Origin of the sequence: Streptomyces seoulensis (assembly GCF_022846655.1) — a bacterium.
Lineage (GTDB): Bacteria > Actinomycetota > Actinomycetes > Streptomycetales > Streptomycetaceae > Streptomyces.
Map to the genome: position 1 here is coordinate 6,393,068 of NZ_AP025667.1, position 20,054 is coordinate 6,413,121.

The following is a 20,054-nucleotide window of genomic DNA, read 5'->3' on the forward strand; positions in this document are numbered from 1 at the left end:
TCGCTCCCTTCCACCAGCCATGGAAGCAGAAGCGTGCGGCCGGTGGGGCGGAAGTAGAGCGCAAGTGGAACAGCGGGCGATTCCCTGCGCGTTGGGGTACGGCGACGCTCAAGGGGTCACTCTTTCGCCGAGTCCCTGGACGGTCACCAGCATGGAACTCCTTACCGAGCACCGTCCGGTCAACGGGCCCGTCGTCTACGGCTTCCTGCGGCTGGTCGGCGTCTCCGTAGCCCGTCAAACGGCGTTACAGGCGTCACTGACGGAGTACTGCCGGATCCATGAGCTGCAGCTCTCCGGCGTCTTCAAGGACAGGCGCGCGACGACCGATCCGACCTCCACCGCCTTCACCGGTCTGCTGGACGCGCTGGCCCTTCCCGATGTCTACGGCGTCATCGTCCCCGCCCTGTCCCACCTGGGACCGAAGCACCTCGCCACCGAACGCACGCGCCGTATCGAGGCCACCGGCGCCCGCCTGCTGCTGGCCCGCCGTCCCCGCATCGGACCCGTCCACGTACCTCGCCACCCGATCGCCCACCGCCGCTTCCCCGCACCACTTCGCCCCCTGAGCACGGAGTCATGAGGCACCCCATGCCCGAGTCGCTTCAGCAGTTCTTCGACGCTCGACACCAGTCCGTCCGCAGGGCAAGGGAGTTCGCCACCCGGGCGCTGGACGGCTGGGGCCTGACGAGCCGCACCGAGGACATCCGCCTGTGCGTCTCCGAACTCGCCACGAACGCCGTCGTCCACGGCACCGCCCGCGGGCACGGCTTCCTCGTCCGGCTCGACATCGACGACAACTGCGTACGCCTGGAAGTGCACGACAGCCGTCGCCAGCAGCCCGTCGTACGCGAGCCGGCCGTCACAGACATCTCCGGGAGGGGCCTGATGTTGGTGGCCGCGCTCTCCGACGAGTGGGGAGTGAAGGACCGTACCCCGCTCGGAAAGGTCATCTGGTCCTGCTTCAAGACCGCGGGTGACGACGCAAACCCGATCAGCCCTCCCGGCTCAGACCGCGACGACCGCCCTTTGGAGGTCCGATGACCGCAACCGGCACACCGGATCGGGCTGCGCCTGCCGCATCAAGCACGCGTCTCGTGGCCAGCCCGTTCCTCGCCCAGCACCTCCTTCTTCAGCCAGGCCATGCGGTCGGTGTGCGCATTCCTGGGATCCGCTACGAGGAGCTGCGCGCCGCGAGCCACGAGGGAGACCCCCTGCCGGCCTGGCTTGCCGATGCCGCACGGCAGGCGTGGGGCATCGAACTGCCCGACGGGCCGGTCGGCGATTTCGTCCTCGTCCGTGAGCGTTCGCCGTACGGGTACGCGAAGGCATCCTGGGAGATCAACCTCGGCTGTGACTACGACTGCGAGTTCTGCTACCTCGGCGAGAAGCGCTTCGAGGGCCTGGACTGGGCGGGCAAGCAGCAGCTCCTGCGGACGATGCGCGACGCGGGCGTGCTCTGGCTGCAGATCACGGGTGGCGAGGCACTGATCGACCGCGAGTTCGGCGCGGCCTACGAGTACGCCCACCAGCTCGGGATGATGGTGCAGGTCTCTTCGAACGGCTCGTCCCTGCGCAAGCCGCCGATCCGCGGGCTGTTCGCACGCCGTCGCCCCTACCGGCTTACCCTCAGCGTCTACGGCGCGACCGCGGGTACGTACGACAAGGTCACCCGCAACCGCGGCGCGTTCGAACGGTTCATCCAGGGCCTGGACGCCGCCCACCAGGACCGGCTGCCTGTCCGGCTGAACGTGATCGTGTCGGACGACAACGCTCACGAACTCGACGCGATGGTGGCTCTGTGCGCGCGCTACGCCTTCCCGCACCAGGTCTTCACGAACATGTCGCCGACGATCGACGGCGAGGCGAACCCGCTGGCGACGCAGGCCGAGGGCCACATCAAGGCCCGGAGCGTCTTCACCGGCTGCAACGCGGGCCGGACCTTCTTCCACGTGAACCCGCACGGGATCGCGTCCGTCTGCAAGGTCGGCCGCGACCCGAGCGTGAACCTCGTGACCGAGGGCGTCGCCGCCCTCCCCCGGCTCGGCGCCATCGCCGAGTCCCTACAGCTCCGCACCGGTGGATGCTCCGGCTGCACGAAGGTCGGCACCTGCCGTACCTGCCGGCCGCTGGCCAAGCTCTACCAGGAGGCGGGGGACCGTCGAGAGCTCTACTGCCAACACGGAGGCTACGGATCATGACCCCACCCACCACAACCCTCACCCCGCCACGCGAACCGGTGCTGCTCACCATCGGACGGCGCCCCACCGATGGTGCAACCGGCGCCCTGGCCGTGCCACTTCCGGCCGCAGCCATCCGTGACGACGAGGTCCAGATCATCGCCGACCTGGACGAGGCCGCCGAAGGCGCCGAGTGCAGCTGCTCGGCCGGCGACGACCAGCCGTACTAGACACACCGCAGGCGGGCGCCGCACCGCTCGCGTACGCGCCCCATGAGTGCCGCCCCGGTCATACCCTGTCTGGGGCGGCACTCCCTTGTCTCCGAGCCCCATGAGGAACCGCGCGTGTCCATGTCTCGCATTCCCTTCGAGCAGCTCCCCGCCGACGTCCGCCAAGCTGTCACCGACAAGACCGGCCCCGTGCATCAGGCGGTGACCATGACCGGCGGCATGAACTCCGGCGTCGCCTCCGTCCTGGAGACCGAGAGCGGCAGCGTTTTCGTGAAGGGCATCGCGAGTGATCATCCGCAGGTCGCAGCACAGCGGCGCGAGGCGGAGATCGCCCCCCACCTGCCAACGTCCTGTCCCCGCCTTTACTGGCACCTGGAAGTCGGTGGATGGAGTCTCCTCGGATACGAGGTCCTCAGCGGTCGCCATGCCGACTACAGCCCCGGCTCGGCCGACTTGGTGCTCGTAGAAGCCGCGCTCACCGACCTGCAACGGATCACAGCTCCGGCCGACATCGAGATCAAGGACGCGGTGGACCGCTGGGCGGATTACGCTCCGCCCGGAACGCTCCAGCACTTCAGCGGCAACACCCTGCTGCACACCGACTTCGCACCACACAACGTCCTGATCGCCGACGGGCGTGCTCGCCTCATCGACTGGGCGTGGCCAACGCGCGGTGCGGCGTGGATCGATCCAGGCGCCTTGGCGCTGAGGCTCATGGACGCCGGCCACCCGGCGGAGGACGCGATCATGTTCGCAGGCCGCTTCCCGTCGTGGCGGAACACCGATCCGGAGGCACTCACGGCATTCGGTTCCGCATCTGCGGCGCTGTGGCGGGAGATCGCCCAGGAGGATCCAACGCCCTGGAAGCAGCGGATGGCCAAGCGAGCCGCTGCGTTCAGGCTCGTACTCCTCTAAGAGTCCATGCCCGCCATCGGATCTACCTCGTCATGAACTCGATCTTTCCGGTACTCATACGGAAGTTCCCACTCGAGTACAGCGTGGGTCGGGCCTCAACGTGGTTGCCGCTGTACTTCTCCACATGCCGGATCTCCACCCCGCCTGGAACATCGAAGTCGATCAAGGCAAGAGCGACGCAGTAGGACAGGTCTCGCCCGCCTCATCCGTCGCGAGATCGACCACCTCGATGGGGTGCTCTACACGGCCCGCATGAAGACCGGGGTCTTCCCGATCCCCGTCGAGGAGTACCGCCAGACCGGTCAGGCGTGGAACTACGAGCGATCCTGAGGTCCTACAACGACGCGGGCTTCTACCAGTTCAGCAGAGGCGGAACATGCGAACCGTGGCGCTGAGAGAACGCCGGGCGCAGGAGCGTCCAGCGCTACTGCGCGGGGTCGACAGGGACGGATGTTGCCAGGGCCATTTCGATGGCCGCTACGGCGTCAGTAAGCCTGCGGTACATGGGCGTCGAACGCCCCATGCGCCTCAGGCCGTGCTGCAACGGATCGCGCATGTGCTTCTCGCAGACGACAAAGTCCGCGTATCCGGCCGCGCAGGAAAGGTAGATCATGTCAGTCAGGTCATTAGGGCGCCGCCTCGTGCCCTTGTTGAGATGCCGACTCTGAAGCATCTCCCGGAAGAGGTCGACAGCAGGAGACTCGCCAATGGCCCGCACCCAGCCTTTGAAGCCCCAGCGCCGGAACAGTTCCTTCGAAACGTCTGCCGCAGCTGCCTCCTCGGCCAGTTCCCGCTGCAGATCCGTCACGAGATGGATGTCAATGGCCCTGCGCTTCTGTTGTGAGTCCTGGTCAAGCTCGTCCAGCCAGTCACTGAACCGCTGGCTTGCCGCGGTCCACCCGGTGTCCGGCCCCTCCCCAACCCTCTGGGTGTCGAGCATGGCATCGATGGAGCCGGAGGCAGCGACTAGCGCCTCGGGCTGGAAAACAAAGTGGTTCTGGAACGTAGACGGCATCTCAGCACCAGCCTCGGCCCGGCGGGTAGGGGAGTGAAGAGCATCCGGGTCGAGAGTGAAAACCGGGGCATTACGCACGTTGCCGGGTTGATCTAGTCGGTGGCAAAAGGCATCGTAAATCTCGTTTCGTCGGACCTGCAGCGGATCGCGCATCTGCCAGCCTCGGCTGTACTGAAGGATCGTCAACCCGAGGTCGTAGCGCTTATCCGTGCTGAACCGTTTGCCGGTCTCGTAGTAATGGCCGGCAGAAACAGGCAAGACGATCCGGCGTTGGTCCACCCATTCTTTGAGTCTCAGGGCAGCGGCTCGATCTGCCTCGCTGCTCGTCGGCGCACCGTGGGATGCGTTGCTCAGCAAGCTCCACTGGTTCTGGTCGAGGTACACGACGAGCCGTCCTGCCAACTGATCAGGGGCCCCCGCCAGTGGCATTTCGAAGAGGACCTGATCACCGCTCAGGGTGGTAGCGAGGAGGGCTGCCAAGGCTGGACTGAAGTCCAGTCTGGCTATGACGCTCGTGTCCTCGAACGGGGAGGGGTCCAGGGGGAACCGGGCCTCCTTCCCATCCGAGCGGGTGAAGATGGTGCACGATGCCGCGCGATCCATCGTGACGAGCTTGATGGAGAGGGTGCTTTCGTCTTCCACAGCACCTATCTTGCGGTGCTTCTCCCGAGAACGTGAAGGGGCTTAATTCCGCATACGCGGACCCCTGCGTTGTTTCCAGGGGCACTTTGGGCGCCAAGTGCGGAACACAGCTCCCCATAAGCTTCGAGCAGGCCCCCCCCCCCCGGGGGTTCAGCTCAGCAGCCCATTCACGGCATGCGCGAGAGCCTCTCCGCTCTGCTGGACAACCGTCCCGAGAACGAGTGCCGGCAGCGCCTGCGCGACCCCCCTCAACGTGGTCGCGCTCTCGGCCGGGGCCGTGAGCGAGCCGTCTACCGTGCCCGCCATGGCCCTCAGCGCCTCTACGTGCTGTAGACCAGCCGCGTTGCGGTCCAGATCCTCGCGGAACGTGATGAGGATATCCCGAACGGCCTCGACGTCGGTGGTCCCGTCTGCCGATGCAGCTTGGTACACGCGTGAGATGTTCTGCCCGACGACATTCTGGAGTGGGGCGATGTTGTTGCCGCCGATACTGATGCCCGACCCGTGTCCCGGTTCGGATGTGGGGTCCGGTCGGCGTCGTCCGATGGCCATTTCTTTCCTCCCTATTTAGCGGGGCCTTGTCCAACGTTGCTGTTGCCGTTGCCGACGACGTTCTGGATGGGCGCGTTGTTGTCGCCATAGATCTGGATGTTGTTGGTCACGGCGGCTACCTGCTGGTCGTATGCGGTGGTGTCGATGCCCCGGTCGCGCAGGTAGGAGGCAACCGTGCGGAAGACGCAGGTCTCTATGAGGACGACGTGGCGCTTGGCATCGTCGCTCTGGTGCATATCAGTGACTTCCTCGGTCGAGTAACGGTCTCTGATGCTTACCGGGCCCTCTTCCTCGACGTGACTCTCGATGCTCTCGCCGAGACCGATACGGGCCACCCTTCGCCACAGAGTGAGTGGACCGACAACTGCATCCAGGAGAGCCTGGACCGTTACCCATCTCCACAGCCGTATGCCGTGCTGCCCGGCAGAGGCAGCCGTCACTTTCAGCTCGTTGTAGAGCGGGGTCATCACGTGCGGTCGCACGGTCAGCCTCAACTCACCCGCTTCCAAAGCAGCGTGCACGAAAACGCTGACCACGACCTGGCCGTTCCAGGTGATGCACTGCGCGCGCAGGTATAGGCGTTCCGGCTCACTGGAAGGCGACTTACGGCCCCTGCCCGCCAGGTCTGGGGCTTCCCCGTTTCCCTCCCGAGTCCGCTGTAGCCAGAGGTGGGACGGTAGCCCGAGCACCCGCTCCATGGAAAACCCTGGCAGCGGGTCCGTGATCTCCCTTACGCCACGGCCCAATTCGTCAAGTGCGGCACCTACACGCCGCAGTAGTTCGGCTTCACCGAAGGACTTGACCGGCTCCTCGGGGTCTTTAGGCTTTAGAGGGATGTTGATGTGGGCGGCTCCCCAATGATCACGGCCGGCACCGATGAAGTGCTGCGAAGCGTCGTAGGGCAGGAGACGCCCCTCCTGCTCCTCTCCGAGCACGGATACCCTCCGAGAGGCCCTCGGCGTCGCCCACGGCAATGCATCGCGGGAGACCTTCTCGCGGCTCAACACGGACAGCGCGGATCTCGCAAGGAGCCGGTCCCCGGCATACACCACCACCATCCCGGCGAGAAAGCCGAACGGCACTACGGCTAGGCCAAGACGAGTCGCCGACACCACGTCCCCACCCGAGTGGTAGGGCACCAGCGCAAGCAGCCATGGGATGACGAGAGGTAGGTATGCCAGACGTGGGCGACGGGCCAATCGACTGTTGCGCCTCTGTTTGCGCTGGGCTCGAAACGCTGCCCACCTCATGGTGAGGGCGATCGTGATTGCCCCCAGCCAGATCGCTGTCGCCCAAGGAGTGACGTACCCGACTCCTGCCAGAAGCAGCAGGAAGCACAGACGCCGTAGGCGTTTACCTCGGTGCGCACGCACACTGTGCCTCACCACAGGGACAAGATCGAACCCATAGGACGGCACGGGAGCCGGCGGGCCATTCAGTACGTGGTCGACAACCCACTGAGCCGTCGGTTCACCCAGCGGAGGGCAGTCGTCGCTGCCCTCCAGGTAGATGGGCCGACGCGTGCTACGACGCGGCCTCTTCGCGGGGGCGTTTTTGCCCCGGAACATGCGCCACCATGCCTTGATTTGCTTCGCTCGGTCCGGCCGCGCGTACACCGCTTGACACAGAAGCCTCGTCACCTCGGTGGCCGTCGGTTCCACCTCAGCAGGCCGAGGGGTATCAGCTAGGTGCGGTGCCCGCTGCGTGGGGACACCCGGCCATTGGCCGGGTCCCGACTCCCCGTGCCTCTTCCTCCCCCGGGCCTTGGTGCCCCAGGCAGCTCCCATACATTCCCCCGTTCTCACTTACGGCGGGCATTTTCACGGCGAATGACGGAGACCGCCAGACCACAAAAGCGACATTGTGCACAACAGGCCGCAGCGCGCGTAGGAATGGCCGAAATATGTTCAGCTTCGGCAGACCGAAGTCCTACGAAGATCCACCAGTGAAGGAGGGGGAATGGAAGCGCAGCTCAGCCCACCGAACGGATCTCGCGGAAGGTCTGCATCCACTTACCCAGGAGATTGGGCTCTGCCAACAGATCGATTTCGAGGCACGACCTGAAGGTTTCCCCTGTCTAGCTGAACCGCTGGCGTCCGTCGCCGACCACCAGCGCGCAGCTGGCCACGGAGCAGACCGCGCTCACGAACTGGGGCTCGCCTTGGGGCGCGCTCGTGAGCTGGGCTTCAGCTCCGCGATTGGATGACGCGTTGTCGGCCGCGCCGACCGCACATCCGGCTCGCAATGGAACATCTCATCGATACGTTCGAGATCATTTTCGGTAAAGTACACAAACTTGCCGATCTTCCCATGCGGCAGCTCCATGATGTGGGCCCGCAGCCAGTTCTCACTGACGCGCAATTCTCGGGCCGCCTCGGGGTATGTCATCCGCCCTTTGCGCTTAGGGTCGCAAGGCATCTTTTTTGAACGGCCGCCGATCAGGCAGCGACTGTAGGCCACCTTGGGTCCCTCAGAACTCATGCTTGCACCGCGCAATCTCAGAGCAGGCGGAGCCAATGCCGACGGGCTCAGCTCTCACCCGCCCAGTGTGACACCAGTTAGGCCGTCGCTAGGCAGCACCGTTCCGTCGAACCATCAACCTCGTCAGACAGGCAGAAGCTCGATGATGCGCGCAACGCGACCCCAGCCCGCTACCAGAGTCGCAGCGAGGACACTCGCTCCCAGAGTTAGCCACGGGCGCAGATCGTCGCCCACACCGATGACCGGCAGTACGCGTGCCGTGAGCACCGCCGCAACCATGGCTGCGACGATTGCCAGCGCGATATGAGCGGACTCGAGCCAGGTGTTGCGCAAGCGGGACACAGGCCGTACCTCCTGTAGCCGCTCGCTAGACAGAAGGGCTGCCTGCTGACCACACAAGTGATTCTCAGCGATGGCCAACTGCAGACGCGCAAGCTCGGTGAGCGCACGCGCCGGAGCCACATCCACTTGATGCAGCGCGACCCGTTGCGCACCGGCGACGAGCGCGGCATGCCGCTTGATCGGTCGAAGTCTGGAAGAACGCCGCGGGACCGAACGCGCGATGGTGTGCACCTGAAAGAGGCGCTGCTCGACAAGTCTGCAGCTTCGGTCTACATTCCGGAGCGCTTTGGCCTTCGCCCTTCCCCGAGGCGCTGCGCTTGCCTCGGCGCCGGCGATGACAGCATCGATCACCGCTCGAACCAATCGATATTGCGCAGTCGAACTCCACCGCATCGCATGCAATACAGGCACGAAAATCACCCCGAACATGATCACCAGAATGACCATCCAGTCACCAAAGCCCATGGCCACTTGGTTCTCCGGTTTACCCATCCACCGGTAGTGCTCCACTGCCTTGATGCCCCATGCCCAGTGCAGCCACGCAACTCCAGATTCCACTAGCGCGAGTGAGACTCGGACGGCTGCCCATACGGCGAACCAACCGCATATGACGGCCAGCGCACAAGCTCCATAACGAGGGCGCCAGGATCCGAGAACGCCGTGTACTCCCGGTGCCTCAGCAACCGGAATGCCCAACGACTCCATGGCCGCATCCAGCTCGCTCCTCCGAGTCCCGGCCCAGCCCCATCTCTGGCTGGATCTCCTCTGCCAGAGCCTGTGGCGAGCCCAGAGCCGGATGGCCCAATGCTCCAGTCGTAAGTCCCACGCCGCCATAGAAGTCCCCCAGCCCAGTCCGCTTTACATGGTGTGGAGCCGCATTAGACGTCGTTTCGTTTGGCGCAGTGGCTCTTTGTCCAGGACATGGAGAGCCTTGTTGAGCGGATGAGATAGCGGATGGGAAGGTGCCTAAGGTTGTGGGAGCTGTTCCGGCGGGTGGCCGGAGAGCGTGGTGATACGTCCGCAAGGGGGCGGGCGTCGCGGGCCGGGGACCGTAATGAGAGGTCCGATTGCCCCTGTCATGCAGCCGCCTGCGTCCCCTGGCCAGCCTCGTCCACCAACTCGTCCAGGGCCGCACGCGCGAGAGGAACGAAGCGCCGCCGCATGTCCTCCACGGCAAGGCCCGTTTCCGTGGCTGAGGAGCGATAGCGGTCTTTCTGCTCATCAGCCAGCGGCCCCCTACTCAGTTCCATCAGGTACTGAATGGGCGGGTGGATGTGCCGATCTATGGCTTCGGCGTATTCGGCACCAGCTTGCGCCACACCAGCGGGTCCTTCGAGCTCAACAGTGTTCGCCGCCTGCCGAGTCACACGTACAGCATCGATGGCTGCACCACGCCGTATGTCATAGCGATGCTGGTCGTAGGGCTCCAGCGTCAGCCGTGCCAGTTGCCAGATAGCCCCCTGCGCTTCATGAGCTGCATCCATCAAGGTTTGGTAGGCAGCTTGTCGACGATCCCGGCGCCACCTCCGGTGCTCGACCCGTAGTTCACGAAGCGCAGCCCGATCTTGTGCGGCCTCTTGGCGTATCTGCTGCCGTTCCAGAGCCTCATTCTTTCGCCGCTCGATCCGAGCGGTCACAAGCGCCGTCAGTCCGCTGCCCAGGAGCGTGCCGACGATTGCGATGGCGGTGGTCATCAGGGTGCTCGTCACAGGGAGCCATTGTGAAGCACGGTCGCGCGCCCATCCAGGTGATCAGCGCAAAGCCGCCTCCGCCCGTGCAGCCTTCACTTGGCGAGTCGGCGATAGTTGATCAGGCTGGTGGCTATGGCAGTGAAGGCGAGAAAGTGCTCGGGCTTGCGCTCGTAACGTCGGTGCAGCCGGCGGCAGCCGCTCAACCAGGACATGGTGCGCTCGACGACCCAGCGGTGTCTGCCCAATCGCTGGGAGGACTCGGTCCCGCGACGCGCGATTCGAGGCGTGATCCCTCGTGCGCGCAGCCATCGGCGGTGGTGGTCGTAGTCGTAGCCCTTGTCGCCGTGCAACTTCCCCGGGCGCCTTCGGCGCCGCCCGCGGCGGCTCCGGACGGGTGGAATGGACTGGATCAGAGGTTGTAGCGCCAGGCTGTCGTGCGTGTTCGCCGCAGAGATGGCGACCACAAGCGGAAGGCCGTTACGGTCGACGATCAGATGGATCTTCGATCCGCTCTTGCCGCGATCGGTCGGATTCGGTCCGGTCAACAGCCCCCTTTGAGAGCGCGGACGCTCACGGAGTCGATCGCGCACCGGGACCAGTCCAACTTCCCGGTGGCTCCGAGTTCATCGAGGATGACGCGGTGCAGGCGTGCCCAGATCCGGGCCTTGGACCACTGTGCGAAGCGCCGGTAGACCGTTGGCCAGGCCGGCCCGAACACCGGCGGCAACTGCCGCCACGAGCAGCCCGAGGTGGCGACGAAGATGATCGCCGCCAGGCACTCACGGTCCCCGGCCCGCCGACGCCCGCCCCCTTGCGGACGTATCACCACGCTCTCCGGCACCACTCGCCGGAACAGCTCCCACAACTCCTCAGGCACCGTACGCTCAACAAGGCTCGACATGTTCTGGACAACGAGCCACTACGCCAAACGAAACGACGTCTTATGGGGCATCCGATGCCCCCGCCACTGCGAGTTTCTACAGCACGGTCGAGCGCGCGCTTGGTTGCATCTCGGGTTGCGTTCACCGACGTACGACGCCGTTCGCGGACCACACCAGTCACGGTCGTACCGCAGGTCAGGACGCTCCCGCACACCCCAGAACCCCTAAACGGACATTTTGGAAAGCACGCTGGGCCCCCACGAGGAGCCAGTGCATGCCGGACGTAACGTGCGCGAGATCAGGGCGGTGGGGCGCGAGTTCCGGTGGAACGGGACGACGACGCACTCCCGGCGCGCCCGCCGCAAGAGGCTCACCCGACACGCAAACTTGCTGCTGCAACCACAACGGTCCGCGCCGATCCTGCAGGTGACCGCTCCCCATTGGGAGAAATCCGGGAGATGATCTTCCAGCCGAGGCCCACCGAGCCCACGCGAGGCCACTCCGCACCATGCGTCTGACCAGCACAGATACCTATCACTACCGGTCGTGATCCTGCCCGAACCTCATTCGGGACGAAGAGGTCGTGGGTTCAAATCCCGCCACCCCGACAGCCGAAGTACCAGGTCAGGGGCCTGATCCGCTTAGCGGGTCGGGTCCCTGGGTGGTTTCTGGGACACTCTTGGGAGCCAAGTACGGGAGGCGGCTCCCAAAGCTGCTCACAAGATCACGTATTCGGTGAATGCTCGCTCTCACCGGTCGGCAGATGCTCACCCCCCGCCCTCGGGATCCTGAGCGAGCGGTGGCACAGCAAGGAATCGCGGCTACTACCAGCCCAGCGTTTCCTGACTCGCCGCAGCCAGTGACGCAGGTGCCATCCCAAGGCCCACGACAGGGATCACGGGGGCGCGGATGCAGGGTCGGTGATAGTTGCGCGCAGTCATGCCGGCACCGATGGGTGATCCGCACCGTGTAGTGCCTGCTGGCGGCCGGGGCCATATAGACGAGCTCGCCGCCACGCGCGGTCCCCCGCACCTCGGGAAGAACAACCTTGATCAAGGCGAGCTGCCGACCAAGGTGAACCGCGCAGAATGGAAGCTGGTCGTAGAAGGTGTGCGCCTGCTTGCCGGGGGGGGCGGTTGAGGAGAGCAGCCCTGTAGCGCCTATCCGGCCGTCGGTGGCTGCACCCATGCGTGCGGATAGCGTTCGCGGGAGCGGCGGACCAGCGTGGGGGCGAAGGACTCCTGGCGCTGATGGTGGTGGCCACTGCCCTGACGTGACAGGAGTGGCGCTGTTCAAGCTGACTTCGCGCCCGCGCTGCCGCCAGCCACGCACATTGACCCCGGAGGAGGTAGCCCCAACCCCCTTCTCAACTCCCTTATCAACTCGGTAAGGTATTGAGTTATGGACTTCACAATTATCAAGCACGCAGTCGAGGTTGACCACGGCATCAAGCGCTTGTCCATGCACTTCATCAAGAAGCACGCCGCGCCGGGACGAGCTCGACTCAGCTCCGAGCTGTGCACACAAATCAGCGAAGAGTTCGAAAGGATCGGACTCACCACCTTGCCGCGCACGTTGCCGTCATCCGAGAACGAGTTCGTTTGGGTCATCCAACGCGACAGTGTCCTAGGTGAGGTTGCCGCCGTCGGCGCCGCCCTGGCGCACCTGGACAAGCTAGGAATGAACCCTCTCCCACAGGTGTTCGATAACTATCCGCAAGCCAAGGACAACTTGAGCTGAGGCGACGCGGAAACGGAACATCCGTCTCCTGCATGTCGCGTACATCAACAGACGTATCCCTGCGCCAGGATGGCGCAGGATCTAAAAAGTGACTGCACGAGCTACAGCTCGTCCGTACGGTGGTAACAACGAACGGCGCCAACCACTCTGGTGGCGACGCATCACCCTCGCCACCTATGCACCCCCGACACCGTCACTGTCAGGAGTTACGGATGAGCAACGCTGAAGAGATACCCATCCCATGCGAGGATCCCGTCTTCATCGTCGGCACCTCCGGGCATCTGCCGCTTCGCACCATATGTGTGCTTGAACTAGCAGCTGCAGAGATCACGAAGTATCAGCATAAGTGGAACTCCCTTCTCGGTGACCGGCTACGAATCCCTACATCACGGCCATTACCGCACCCGAGCAGACTCGTCAAGGGGGAATTTGACGTCCGCTCGCAGGCCGTCAACCCCAAGGCTGCGCGTGCGCTGGGTCATCAGTACGCCAGACAATTCACCGAGGCTCTGGCCGATTTCCCCAAGCTACTCATCGCCCACATATCCAAACGGCATTCCCGGCAGGCAGAGCAGGACGTGCTCGACTGGTTGTGCACTCGGCTCGCAGGACGATCCTCGGGATTCGCCCTTATCCATACCAGCCGCGGGATTACCTGGTACCGCATCACTGCGGACGGTCCGGATCTTGAGCCCCTGCCCCCGGAATCACCGACCTTGAGGGCTCTCCCCTGCCGTGTGACCGAGATCGAGCTGTTCCTGACACCCACAAAGCTCGGGGCTTACGCCGCTTATCAACATCGGTGTTACCCGAACATGAGCTGCAGGCCGACCTGGCTTCCGCCAGAGTTGCCCTGGGCAGACGAGGACATCTCGGTAGAAATCTTCAAATAACGATAAGGGTGGCGAGTTCATGGGACTCGCCACCCTTCGTGATGACCACCGCAGGCCACTTCAGACCACATTGGAGATCTGTACCCATGACCACCAGCAAACCCGCTGCTCTTTCCATCGACGTCTCCTGGGGGACGGACACGATCCGGGTAACCAACATCTCGTCCCATCTCCCTGCCGACTCGACGGACAGCCATGTCGCAGCGGTGATCGCGGCGGGCCAGGCCAATCCGAACACCTGGCTGCCGGACGCCTCGTGGGACGCCATAGCGCGTGCAACAACTCGTCCCGATGCAGTGACAGTTCAGCTTCGTCCGACGCCGGATGAGCCCTCTGGCCTCCTGATGGTCGAAAACGTCGAGGGGGCAACGCTGCGGTCGGTCGTCACCCGTGTCCTGCTGAGCGAACTGTTCCCCGGTCCCCAGCCTCGTACCGGCATGGAAGTCTCGGAGGTACCCGACCCGCAGGTGCACGGGATTACCCGTGAAGGGCGTCCCAGTGCGATCGTGCAGTACCGCTACGAGAACCTCGTCCACCTGCGGAACCACGTATGGCAGACCATCCATGCGACGCTGTCGCTCAACAGCTACGCGACCTCCATCCTCACGCGCTCCGTCACCCGCAACCTGATCACCCACCCTGTCGAGATCACCTTCGAGGACGGCACGGAGCCGATCCACGTTCTCGTCGTCCGTGACGGGATCACCCGGCTCGCCAGCGCTTGGGCGGTACTAGCCGAGCACGATGCCGACACCGCCGCGGTGGCCACCTTGGCCACTGACGCACTGCTCGGGAGCGCATCCACGGCAGGGGCGGCGGCAGGGCCCGGTCTCGGGCAGCGGTTGACGGCCAGCCGGGCGCAGTGGCGCCAGGTACGGCGGCAGCAGTTCGACGGCGAGATGAAGGCGGCGACGCCCGGGCTCCGGGCCGCTCAGATCGCCCAGTCCTTCGTCGTTCCAGCACAGATCGCTGTCGGAATCGAGGGCCACGACGGCCGGGTGCTGTCGCCGGAGGACATCTTCGACGACGCCATCCGCTCCGTACTGGCCTCGGTGCATGTCGAGTTCAAGCAGTGGGACGCAGCGGCCCAGAACGTCGAGGTCATCACCCGGGCCCTGAAGCGGATCATCCAGCAGGGAGACCCACGCTGGAACACAGCCGACCTCCAGGCGGTGTACGGCCTTGCCGTCGGCCGCATCCCCGTGACCGAGCTTCCGCAGGTCTTCGGAGGCGAACCGGCCCCTCCCGGGACCGCCCTGTGGCGTGCCGTCTACCTGGTCAGCGCCCTGACCCAGCCGGACCTCCTCGAACTACTCAAGGACCAGGCCAAGGCCATCAAGGGCGGCCAGCGTATGAGTATGAAGGGATTCGGTGAGCTACTCGGACCGATCATCGACCTACCCTGGCGCGCGAAGAAGAAGCTGGTCACTAAGCAGGCGCGCAACGCATGGAACAACGGCGGTGTGCTATCAGCCGACGTCACCCAGGGCTGGACTCCGGTCCCCACCGAGGACTTCACCACGCTCATTGAACTGGCAATGAACGGCAACGACGACGCCCGCCGCACCCTAGCGGTGGCCGGCGGCGTCGCGTTGATCGCTGACAAGCTCCTGACCAGGAACGTCGGCTCATCGCTGGGGGCTAGGAAGGAGAAGGGTGGAGTCCCCTTCCGTTCGGATGTGAACAAGGTCATCGAGGGACTCTCCAAGCCGACGAACGAACTCGGCCTGTGGACCCTCGCGCTGGCCGCCAATACCTTCCGCAGCAACGACCTGCCGCAGAACTCCGTGCCCAAGCAGAGCCTCACAGGTAAGGAGTCGGTCGAATCCGACGAGCCGCCGTACATCTACTTCAAGGTCGACCTCGACGCGGAGGACCGTATCGCCGTCGACGCCGACGGCGTGCCGGTGCCGCTGTACGAGTGGGACGTCGTCGCCGCCTCGGACCCGGATCGCATGGCGAAGGTTGCGCCGCCGATGGTTGTCATCCCGCCTACGGCTCCGCCCGCGCCAAACGAGGAGACTACGCCGACCAATGAGGCGGAGTCAGCACAGAGCGGGCCCCTCGTCGACGAATCCGGCGAGACGTCCGATGTGGCGGACTCCGGGACGCCACTGTTCCAGTACGGAACCATCGACGCAGGGGTCGGGACCGTGGTCGGAGCGTCGTTCCCCGGGCCCCGAGACGAGGACGTTCCGGTTCCGCCCAGCCAGCGCGCCGCCGCACACCGCAAGACCCTCCACCTCGGAGTGCAGGGCGCCCGAGACGCCCTCGACCACCTGCATGCACTGGAGCCGGAAGTCGGGGACCACACTCCGATCGTCCCGGTTGACCAACTCGACCATCTACACAAACTGCTGGTCGGCATCCTGACCGACGTGGAGAACCTGCGGCGCAGGACCGTGGGAGACCATGCACTGGAGGAGGACAATTCGGAATCCGAGGATTCCCCGGAGACGCTCCTTGACTGACCAGTGAGAGAGTTGAGAGCTCGAATCCCGCTGCCCCAACCATGAGGCACTAGGTCAGGACCAGTGATGAGAGAGCAGAACTGGTCCTGACTTGCTGTAGACCCCGTTTTAGGTGCCACAAGTGGAATGCTGTGCCTACTACAAATCGGCTGGAATACGTGATATCTCGCGTGCCAGCAGGAGATCACTCAGTACGCGCACTGGTGACGTGGCACCCATGGCCAAACGTGCGTCGAGTTCGACGGCGCTCCCGCCCTTGAGGTCCACCTCGGCATCTACGTGACCGGCTCATCGGGCGTCCTGCACGAGTGCAACGTGCTGGTGCTGCCAGCCGAGGAAGCCGCCCTGAGCCGGGCTCAGGGCATCGCACCACGAGGCAGTCAGAACGTCCTCATCGTCGAGTGCATACTACGTCTCCAACTTCGGCATCGCCCTCGCGTGGAACTTCGAGGGACTGCGCTCCGGCATCCGCACCCAGGACGAACTCTTCGTCGCCAACACCAGATCATCGATGCATCGTGCGGTACCTCGATGCCCGTAAGAGAGGCTTCGAGCCGGACGTGGTGCCCAACTCGCCGCAGGCAGGCTATCTACAAGCAGAGATCAGGGTCGTCGAGGGACATCCGGACGGGCACATCGACTGGTTCGTCCACTCCGGCTCGTTCGAGGTGCTGCCGCTGCGGCCCGTGCCCGGTCCGGACGACAGCCGGGTTAAGGCGTACCGCAAGCAGGCACGGGACGGGACGCTCCCGCCCGTCCTGTTGTGGTGGGTCAGTGGCCTGGACTGCCATCTGATCCTCGACGGTCACGCGCGGCTCGCCGCGGCGATCGCCGAGTCCGTCGAGCCTCCGCTGCTGCAGTTGCACCGCACGGTGCCCCGCGACGACCGTGCCGCGCGCATCGATGACGTCGTGGACTCCTACGAGCGTGAACTGGCCCGCTTCGCCGAACTCCGTACCCTCCACGGCCCCACCGTCCCGGACGGCGCCGCCACCGCCGGTCCCCAGCTCGTCCGGCGACTCCACGACCTGGACACCGCGACCCGGCTCACCTGGGCGTGGCCGTTGCCCGGCGGGGAGGAAGGGTGGCGTCGTATCGCGGAGGACGTGACCTCAGGACGGGACGTTTCTCGCGGCCGCTGGGCCCGCTACTGAAGTCGGGGTGGTCGTGTGCGCTCGATGCGGTCGAGGTCGCCGGTGAGCAGGTCGCGGTGGGTGATGGTGAAGTCTCCGTTGGGGAGGGTCTGACCTTCGCCGTAGTGCCTGCCTACGACGGTGTCGGGGAGGAAGGCGCGCAGGCGGTGGCGCATGTCCTCCGGGTGGTCGATCGCGGTGCCCCAGTCGGTGGGGGCCTCGTCGGTGGAGAACAGGACCCAGTGGTCCACGGGTACGACGGCGTCGAGGTCCGGCGCCTTGCCCGTGTGGGCGTCCAGGGCCGGCGCGGTCAGCCGGTCGGGGTCGAGGGGCGGGTACCAGAGCAGCAGCGGCTTGGCCCGTTGCGCGTCGGCGTTGTCGAAGCAGCACACGGCGATGGTGTGGTCGGGGAAGTGGTCGGCGTAGAAGCGCAGGAGCTCCGGGTCGAGATCGGGGCGCCTTTGCGGTGGCACCTGACCGAGCGCGGCGGGGATGGCGGTGGGGTCGTGCGCCAGGAGGACCGTGTAGACGTCGTGGTCGAAGACCTGGACGGGCTCCGGTTCCGCGCTCATCCACTCCATGCCGTCGGCCGAGTCGGCCGCGGTCTCAACGGCGGCGACCATGTTGCGCAGGACATCCCCGCTGCGCCCTGCGGAGAGGAAGTGGCGGGGCGTGAGCTGCCGCGTGGGTACGTGCAACAGCATGGCGTTCGGGCCCTCCGCCAGGTTCACGGCGGTGTTCTCGTAGCCCAGCACGTGGACGAGGCCGTGCACCGGGTGGTGCTGCCGTCCGCAGTACACGATCGTGCCGGAGAACTCGGCCGCGCTGGTTGAGATGCACATGGCGGCAAGGTATCGCGGCCGTTCGGGCGGGCCGCAGGGAATCGCCCCCGGGAAGTCGATCTCAGTGGGCCGGGCGCAGTGGTGCGCTCGCCACCCCTGCCTGCCGGCCGCTGAGCGCGGCGTCCAGGGTCTGCTGGGCCGTGCGCATCGCCTCGGCGTACTTCGGCTCGGACATTCGCTGCCAGGCCAGGTCCGGTGCGATGTCCTCGACCCGGCTCATCACCCACCAGATGTTGCCGAACGGGTCCCGCACCCGGCCGCCGCGATCCCCCCACGCACTGTCGGCGGACTCGGTGATCACTGTCGCCCCGTGCGCGACAGCAGCGGCCATGGCGGCGTCCGCGTCCGGGACGTAGACCCGCAACAGGGTGGGCATCACCGGCCAGTCGGGCCGTCGGTCGAAGGCCAGCACGACCGTGTCGCCGACGCGGATCTCGCCGTGGCCGATGCTGCCGTCCTCCACCGGCACGCGTGCGAGTTCTTCGCCGTCGAACGCGGCGGTGATGAAGTCGAGCAGTGCGCCGGTGTCGTCGGTCACCACCCACGGTGCGACGGTGGTGTGGCCCTCGGGTGCAGTACGACTCATGGCGTCGTCCCCTCCTGTGGTTCTTCGTGGGATGACGACACTAGGGATCGACTAGGACAGTTCCGTTCCTAGATGGCCTCCGAAGTCGGCACGAGCCTCCGGTACGCCTCGGTCACCGCTGCGTGGAGCGCTGCGGCCGGGAGGTCGATGGGCTCGGCGAGTCGGGGGTCCACCTCGTAGTCCTCGAGGAGCATGAACACCCGGTCGAAGAGGTCCGCCAGGGGGCCTCGGAGCCGTTCGCCGGTAGCCGTTCGCTCGGGAAGTTCGACGGGTCTGCCACCAGGCGCGGGCGAAGTCCGCCGCTGACACTGTGCCGTTGGTGAAGTCCCGCAGTAGCCGCAGTTGGTGGGCTGCTGCGGTGTTCGGGGCGACATCTGCGGGGTGGGACCACGCAGTGTGGGCGGGGGCGTATTTGGCTGCCACTGCGCGGAGTTCGTGGTGGTGGGCCGCCTGCGTCGCGTCCAGTTGCTCACCGACGGGGAGCGGGGTCACCGACTTCCCCTTCAGCCAGGAAGGGGCCAGGTTTCCGTCGGGGGTGAGTAGTGCTGCGAGAGCCCGCGCTTCCCGTTCCGTGGCCACAGGCTCAGGTGTCGAGCCAGGCCAGCGGGTCTTCCGGATCCTCACCGGATTCCGTGACCGTCGTGAACGTGACGGGGAGTCCCAGGTCGGCGAGACCGGCGAGAACCGTGGGCGAGACGAGCAGTGCGGTTCGTGGTTCGGCGACGCCTGACACATCGACCTTCACCGAATTCCCGGCCTGCTTCAGCGCGTCGAGCGCCGCCTCGCGGGAGCTGAGGAGTTCGAGGAGTTCCGCGACCTGTTCGTCGGCGCTTTTCGCATGGCGGTCGTGAACGGTGAGTGTGGCCCAGCCGGGGCCGGAATAGATTCCCACACCCTCGGACGACAAGGCGTCTTCACTGTCACCGATGTGCAACTCGGCGAGGAGGAAAGCGGAATCCACACCCGGGCCTGTGACGACCAAGGACGTGCTCAGGTTACCCCAGGGGTTAATTTTCATCACCGCTCTCTCAGCGTTCGTTCATGCTGGCGGCCACCCTGAGCGGGAATCCCAGCAGTGCGATTCTCTTGATCTCTTCGAACTCAAGAGAAAGAGTGGCATCATTTCCGGCGAATCCGAACAGGTTGATGGTGACCTCATACCCCCGGTCGACCAACTGCCTGAGTTCGACCCGCTTTTGTTCCGCGACGGAAAGGACCGTGTCCAACTGCTCGCGAAAGTCCCGGCTGGTGCGCTCGTCGCAGCCGATCCTCCACCGACCGTCGACATCGCCCGGATCGTCCCACTGACCAGGACCCGGATCGCGGAATGCGGTGGGCTCCAACTCAAGGAACGGCGTGACCTCTTCGGGGCGCAGATCTCTTCCCTTGACGACGAGCGACACGTCCGTCAACACCCAGTGACGCTTTCCCGTCTCACCCATGCGCGACTCCTCGTACATCAA

General features: G+C 65.3%; 21 protein-coding genes. 9 read left to right on the forward strand and 12 right to left on the reverse strand.

From position 1 onward, the window contains the following. The first annotated feature begins 151 nt into the window (after positions 1 to 151). The 5 genes from HEK131_RS29390 (at position 152) to HEK131_RS29410 (ending at position 3,322) form a co-directional block, all read left to right on the forward strand. Positions 152 to 580, forward strand: coding sequence for a hypothetical protein (locus HEK131_RS29390; RefSeq protein WP_007823984.1), 429 nt, complete (start codon positions 152 to 154; stop codon positions 578 to 580). A gap of 8 nt (positions 581 to 588) precedes the next feature. Further along, positions 589 to 1,041, forward strand: a complete 453-nt coding sequence (locus HEK131_RS29395) for an ATP-binding protein (RefSeq protein WP_244451820.1) — start codon at positions 589 to 591, stop codon at positions 1,039 to 1,041. A gap of 53 nt (positions 1,042 to 1,094) precedes the next feature. Then, the gene (locus HEK131_RS29400) at positions 1,095 to 2,198 is read left to right on the forward strand and encodes a radical SAM protein (protein ID WP_244451821.1); all 1,104 of its coding nucleotides are present in this window, start codon (positions 1,095 to 1,097) and stop codon (positions 2,196 to 2,198) included. Then, positions 2,195 to 2,407 (forward strand): hypothetical protein, encoded by a 213-nt coding sequence (locus HEK131_RS29405; RefSeq protein ID WP_244451822.1) that lies wholly within the window; start codon positions 2,195 to 2,197, stop codon positions 2,405 to 2,407. Before HEK131_RS29400 ends, HEK131_RS29405 begins: the two co-directional genes overlap by 4 nt. Before the next feature lie 120 nt (positions 2,408 to 2,527). Further along, positions 2,528 to 3,322 (forward strand): hypothetical protein, encoded by a 795-nt coding sequence (locus tag HEK131_RS29410; RefSeq protein ID WP_007823991.1) that lies wholly within the window; start codon positions 2,528 to 2,530, stop codon positions 3,320 to 3,322. A 424-nt stretch (positions 3,323 to 3,746) separates the two neighbouring features. Here the strand turns inward: HEK131_RS29410 and HEK131_RS29415 are convergent, their stop codons facing one another. From HEK131_RS29415 to HEK131_RS29445, 7 genes are all read right to left on the reverse strand, one after another. Next, positions 3,747 to 4,979, reverse strand: coding sequence for a hypothetical protein (locus HEK131_RS29415; RefSeq protein WP_244451823.1), 1,233 nt, complete (start codon positions 4,977 to 4,979; stop codon positions 3,747 to 3,749). A 150-nt stretch (positions 4,980 to 5,129) separates the two neighbouring features. Beyond that, positions 5,130 to 5,531, reverse strand: coding sequence for a hypothetical protein (locus HEK131_RS29420; RefSeq protein WP_244451824.1), 402 nt, complete (start codon positions 5,529 to 5,531; stop codon positions 5,130 to 5,132). A gap of 11 nt (positions 5,532 to 5,542) precedes the next feature. Continuing rightward, on the reverse strand, positions 5,543 to 6,670 hold the full coding sequence (locus HEK131_RS29425; protein WP_234019234.1) for a hypothetical protein: 1,128 nt from the start codon (positions 6,668 to 6,670) through the stop codon (positions 5,543 to 5,545). A gap of 1,003 nt (positions 6,671 to 7,673) precedes the next feature. After that, on the reverse strand, positions 7,674 to 7,991 hold the full coding sequence (locus tag HEK131_RS29430) for a helix-turn-helix domain-containing protein (RefSeq protein WP_244451825.1): 318 nt from the start codon (positions 7,989 to 7,991) through the stop codon (positions 7,674 to 7,676). Positions 7,992 to 8,135: 144 nt separating this feature from the next. Further along, positions 8,136 to 8,846, reverse strand: coding sequence for a hypothetical protein (locus HEK131_RS29435; RefSeq protein ID WP_244451826.1), 711 nt, complete (start codon positions 8,844 to 8,846; stop codon positions 8,136 to 8,138). A 584-nt stretch (positions 8,847 to 9,430) separates the two neighbouring features. Further along, positions 9,431 to 10,063, reverse strand: a complete 633-nt coding sequence (locus HEK131_RS29440) for a hypothetical protein (protein WP_244451827.1) — start codon at positions 10,061 to 10,063, stop codon at positions 9,431 to 9,433. Positions 10,064 to 10,137: 74 nt separating this feature from the next. Then, a protein-coding gene (locus HEK131_RS29445; protein WP_432215685.1) for an IS5 family transposase occupies positions 10,138 to 10,946 on the reverse strand; the annotation gives its coding sequence in 2 pieces (ribosomal slippage) (positions 10,138 to 10,592 and positions 10,592 to 10,946; 810 coding nt in all). A gap of 1,381 nt (positions 10,947 to 12,327) precedes the next feature. Here HEK131_RS29445 and HEK131_RS29450 point away from each other — a divergent pair. The 4 genes from HEK131_RS29450 to HEK131_RS29465 all read left to right on the forward strand — a co-directional run bounded on the left by HEK131_RS29450 (position 12,328) and on the right by HEK131_RS29465 (position 17,184). Continuing rightward, complete coding sequence (locus tag HEK131_RS29450; protein WP_244451829.1) at positions 12,328 to 12,666, forward strand: hypothetical protein; 339 nt, start codon at positions 12,328 to 12,330, stop codon at positions 12,664 to 12,666. A gap of 212 nt (positions 12,667 to 12,878) precedes the next feature. Continuing rightward, complete coding sequence (locus tag HEK131_RS29455; RefSeq protein WP_244451830.1) at positions 12,879 to 13,559, forward strand: hypothetical protein; 681 nt, start codon at positions 12,879 to 12,881, stop codon at positions 13,557 to 13,559. An 86-nt stretch (positions 13,560 to 13,645) separates the two neighbouring features. Continuing rightward, positions 13,646 to 16,030, forward strand: a complete 2,385-nt coding sequence (locus HEK131_RS29460; protein WP_244451831.1) for a hypothetical protein — start codon at positions 13,646 to 13,648, stop codon at positions 16,028 to 16,030. 518 nt (positions 16,031 to 16,548) lie between these two features. Beyond that, positions 16,549 to 17,184, forward strand: a complete 636-nt coding sequence (locus HEK131_RS29465; protein WP_244451832.1) for a hypothetical protein — start codon at positions 16,549 to 16,551, stop codon at positions 17,182 to 17,184. On the opposite strand, the gene HEK131_RS29470 is transcribed toward HEK131_RS29465, so the two are convergent. The 5 genes from HEK131_RS29470 to HEK131_RS29485 all read right to left on the reverse strand — a co-directional run bounded on the left by HEK131_RS29470 (position 17,178) and on the right by HEK131_RS29485 (position 20,051). Further along, the gene (locus HEK131_RS29470; protein ID WP_244451833.1) at positions 17,178 to 18,005 is read right to left on the reverse strand and encodes a hypothetical protein; all 828 of its coding nucleotides are present in this window, start codon (positions 18,003 to 18,005) and stop codon (positions 17,178 to 17,180) included. The genes HEK131_RS29465 and HEK131_RS29470 overlap by 7 nt on opposite strands. A 61-nt stretch (positions 18,006 to 18,066) precedes the next feature. Beyond that, positions 18,067 to 18,591 (reverse strand): VOC family protein, encoded by a 525-nt coding sequence (locus tag HEK131_RS29475; protein ID WP_244451834.1) that lies wholly within the window; start codon positions 18,589 to 18,591, stop codon positions 18,067 to 18,069. A 68-nt stretch (positions 18,592 to 18,659) separates the two neighbouring features. Beyond that, entirely contained in the window at positions 18,660 to 18,785 is a 126-nt protein-coding gene (locus HEK131_RS30210) for a hypothetical protein (protein WP_279614284.1), read from the reverse strand. Positions 18,786 to 19,174: 389 nt separating this feature from the next. Beyond that, positions 19,175 to 19,552 (reverse strand): hypothetical protein, encoded by a 378-nt coding sequence (locus HEK131_RS29480; protein WP_244451835.1) that lies wholly within the window; start codon positions 19,550 to 19,552, stop codon positions 19,175 to 19,177. A 67-nt stretch (positions 19,553 to 19,619) separates the two neighbouring features. Next, a complete protein-coding gene (locus HEK131_RS29485) occupies positions 19,620 to 20,051 on the reverse strand; it encodes a DUF4279 domain-containing protein (protein ID WP_244451836.1) in 432 nt (143 codons plus the stop codon). Positions 20,052 to 20,054 lie beyond the last annotated feature (3 nt).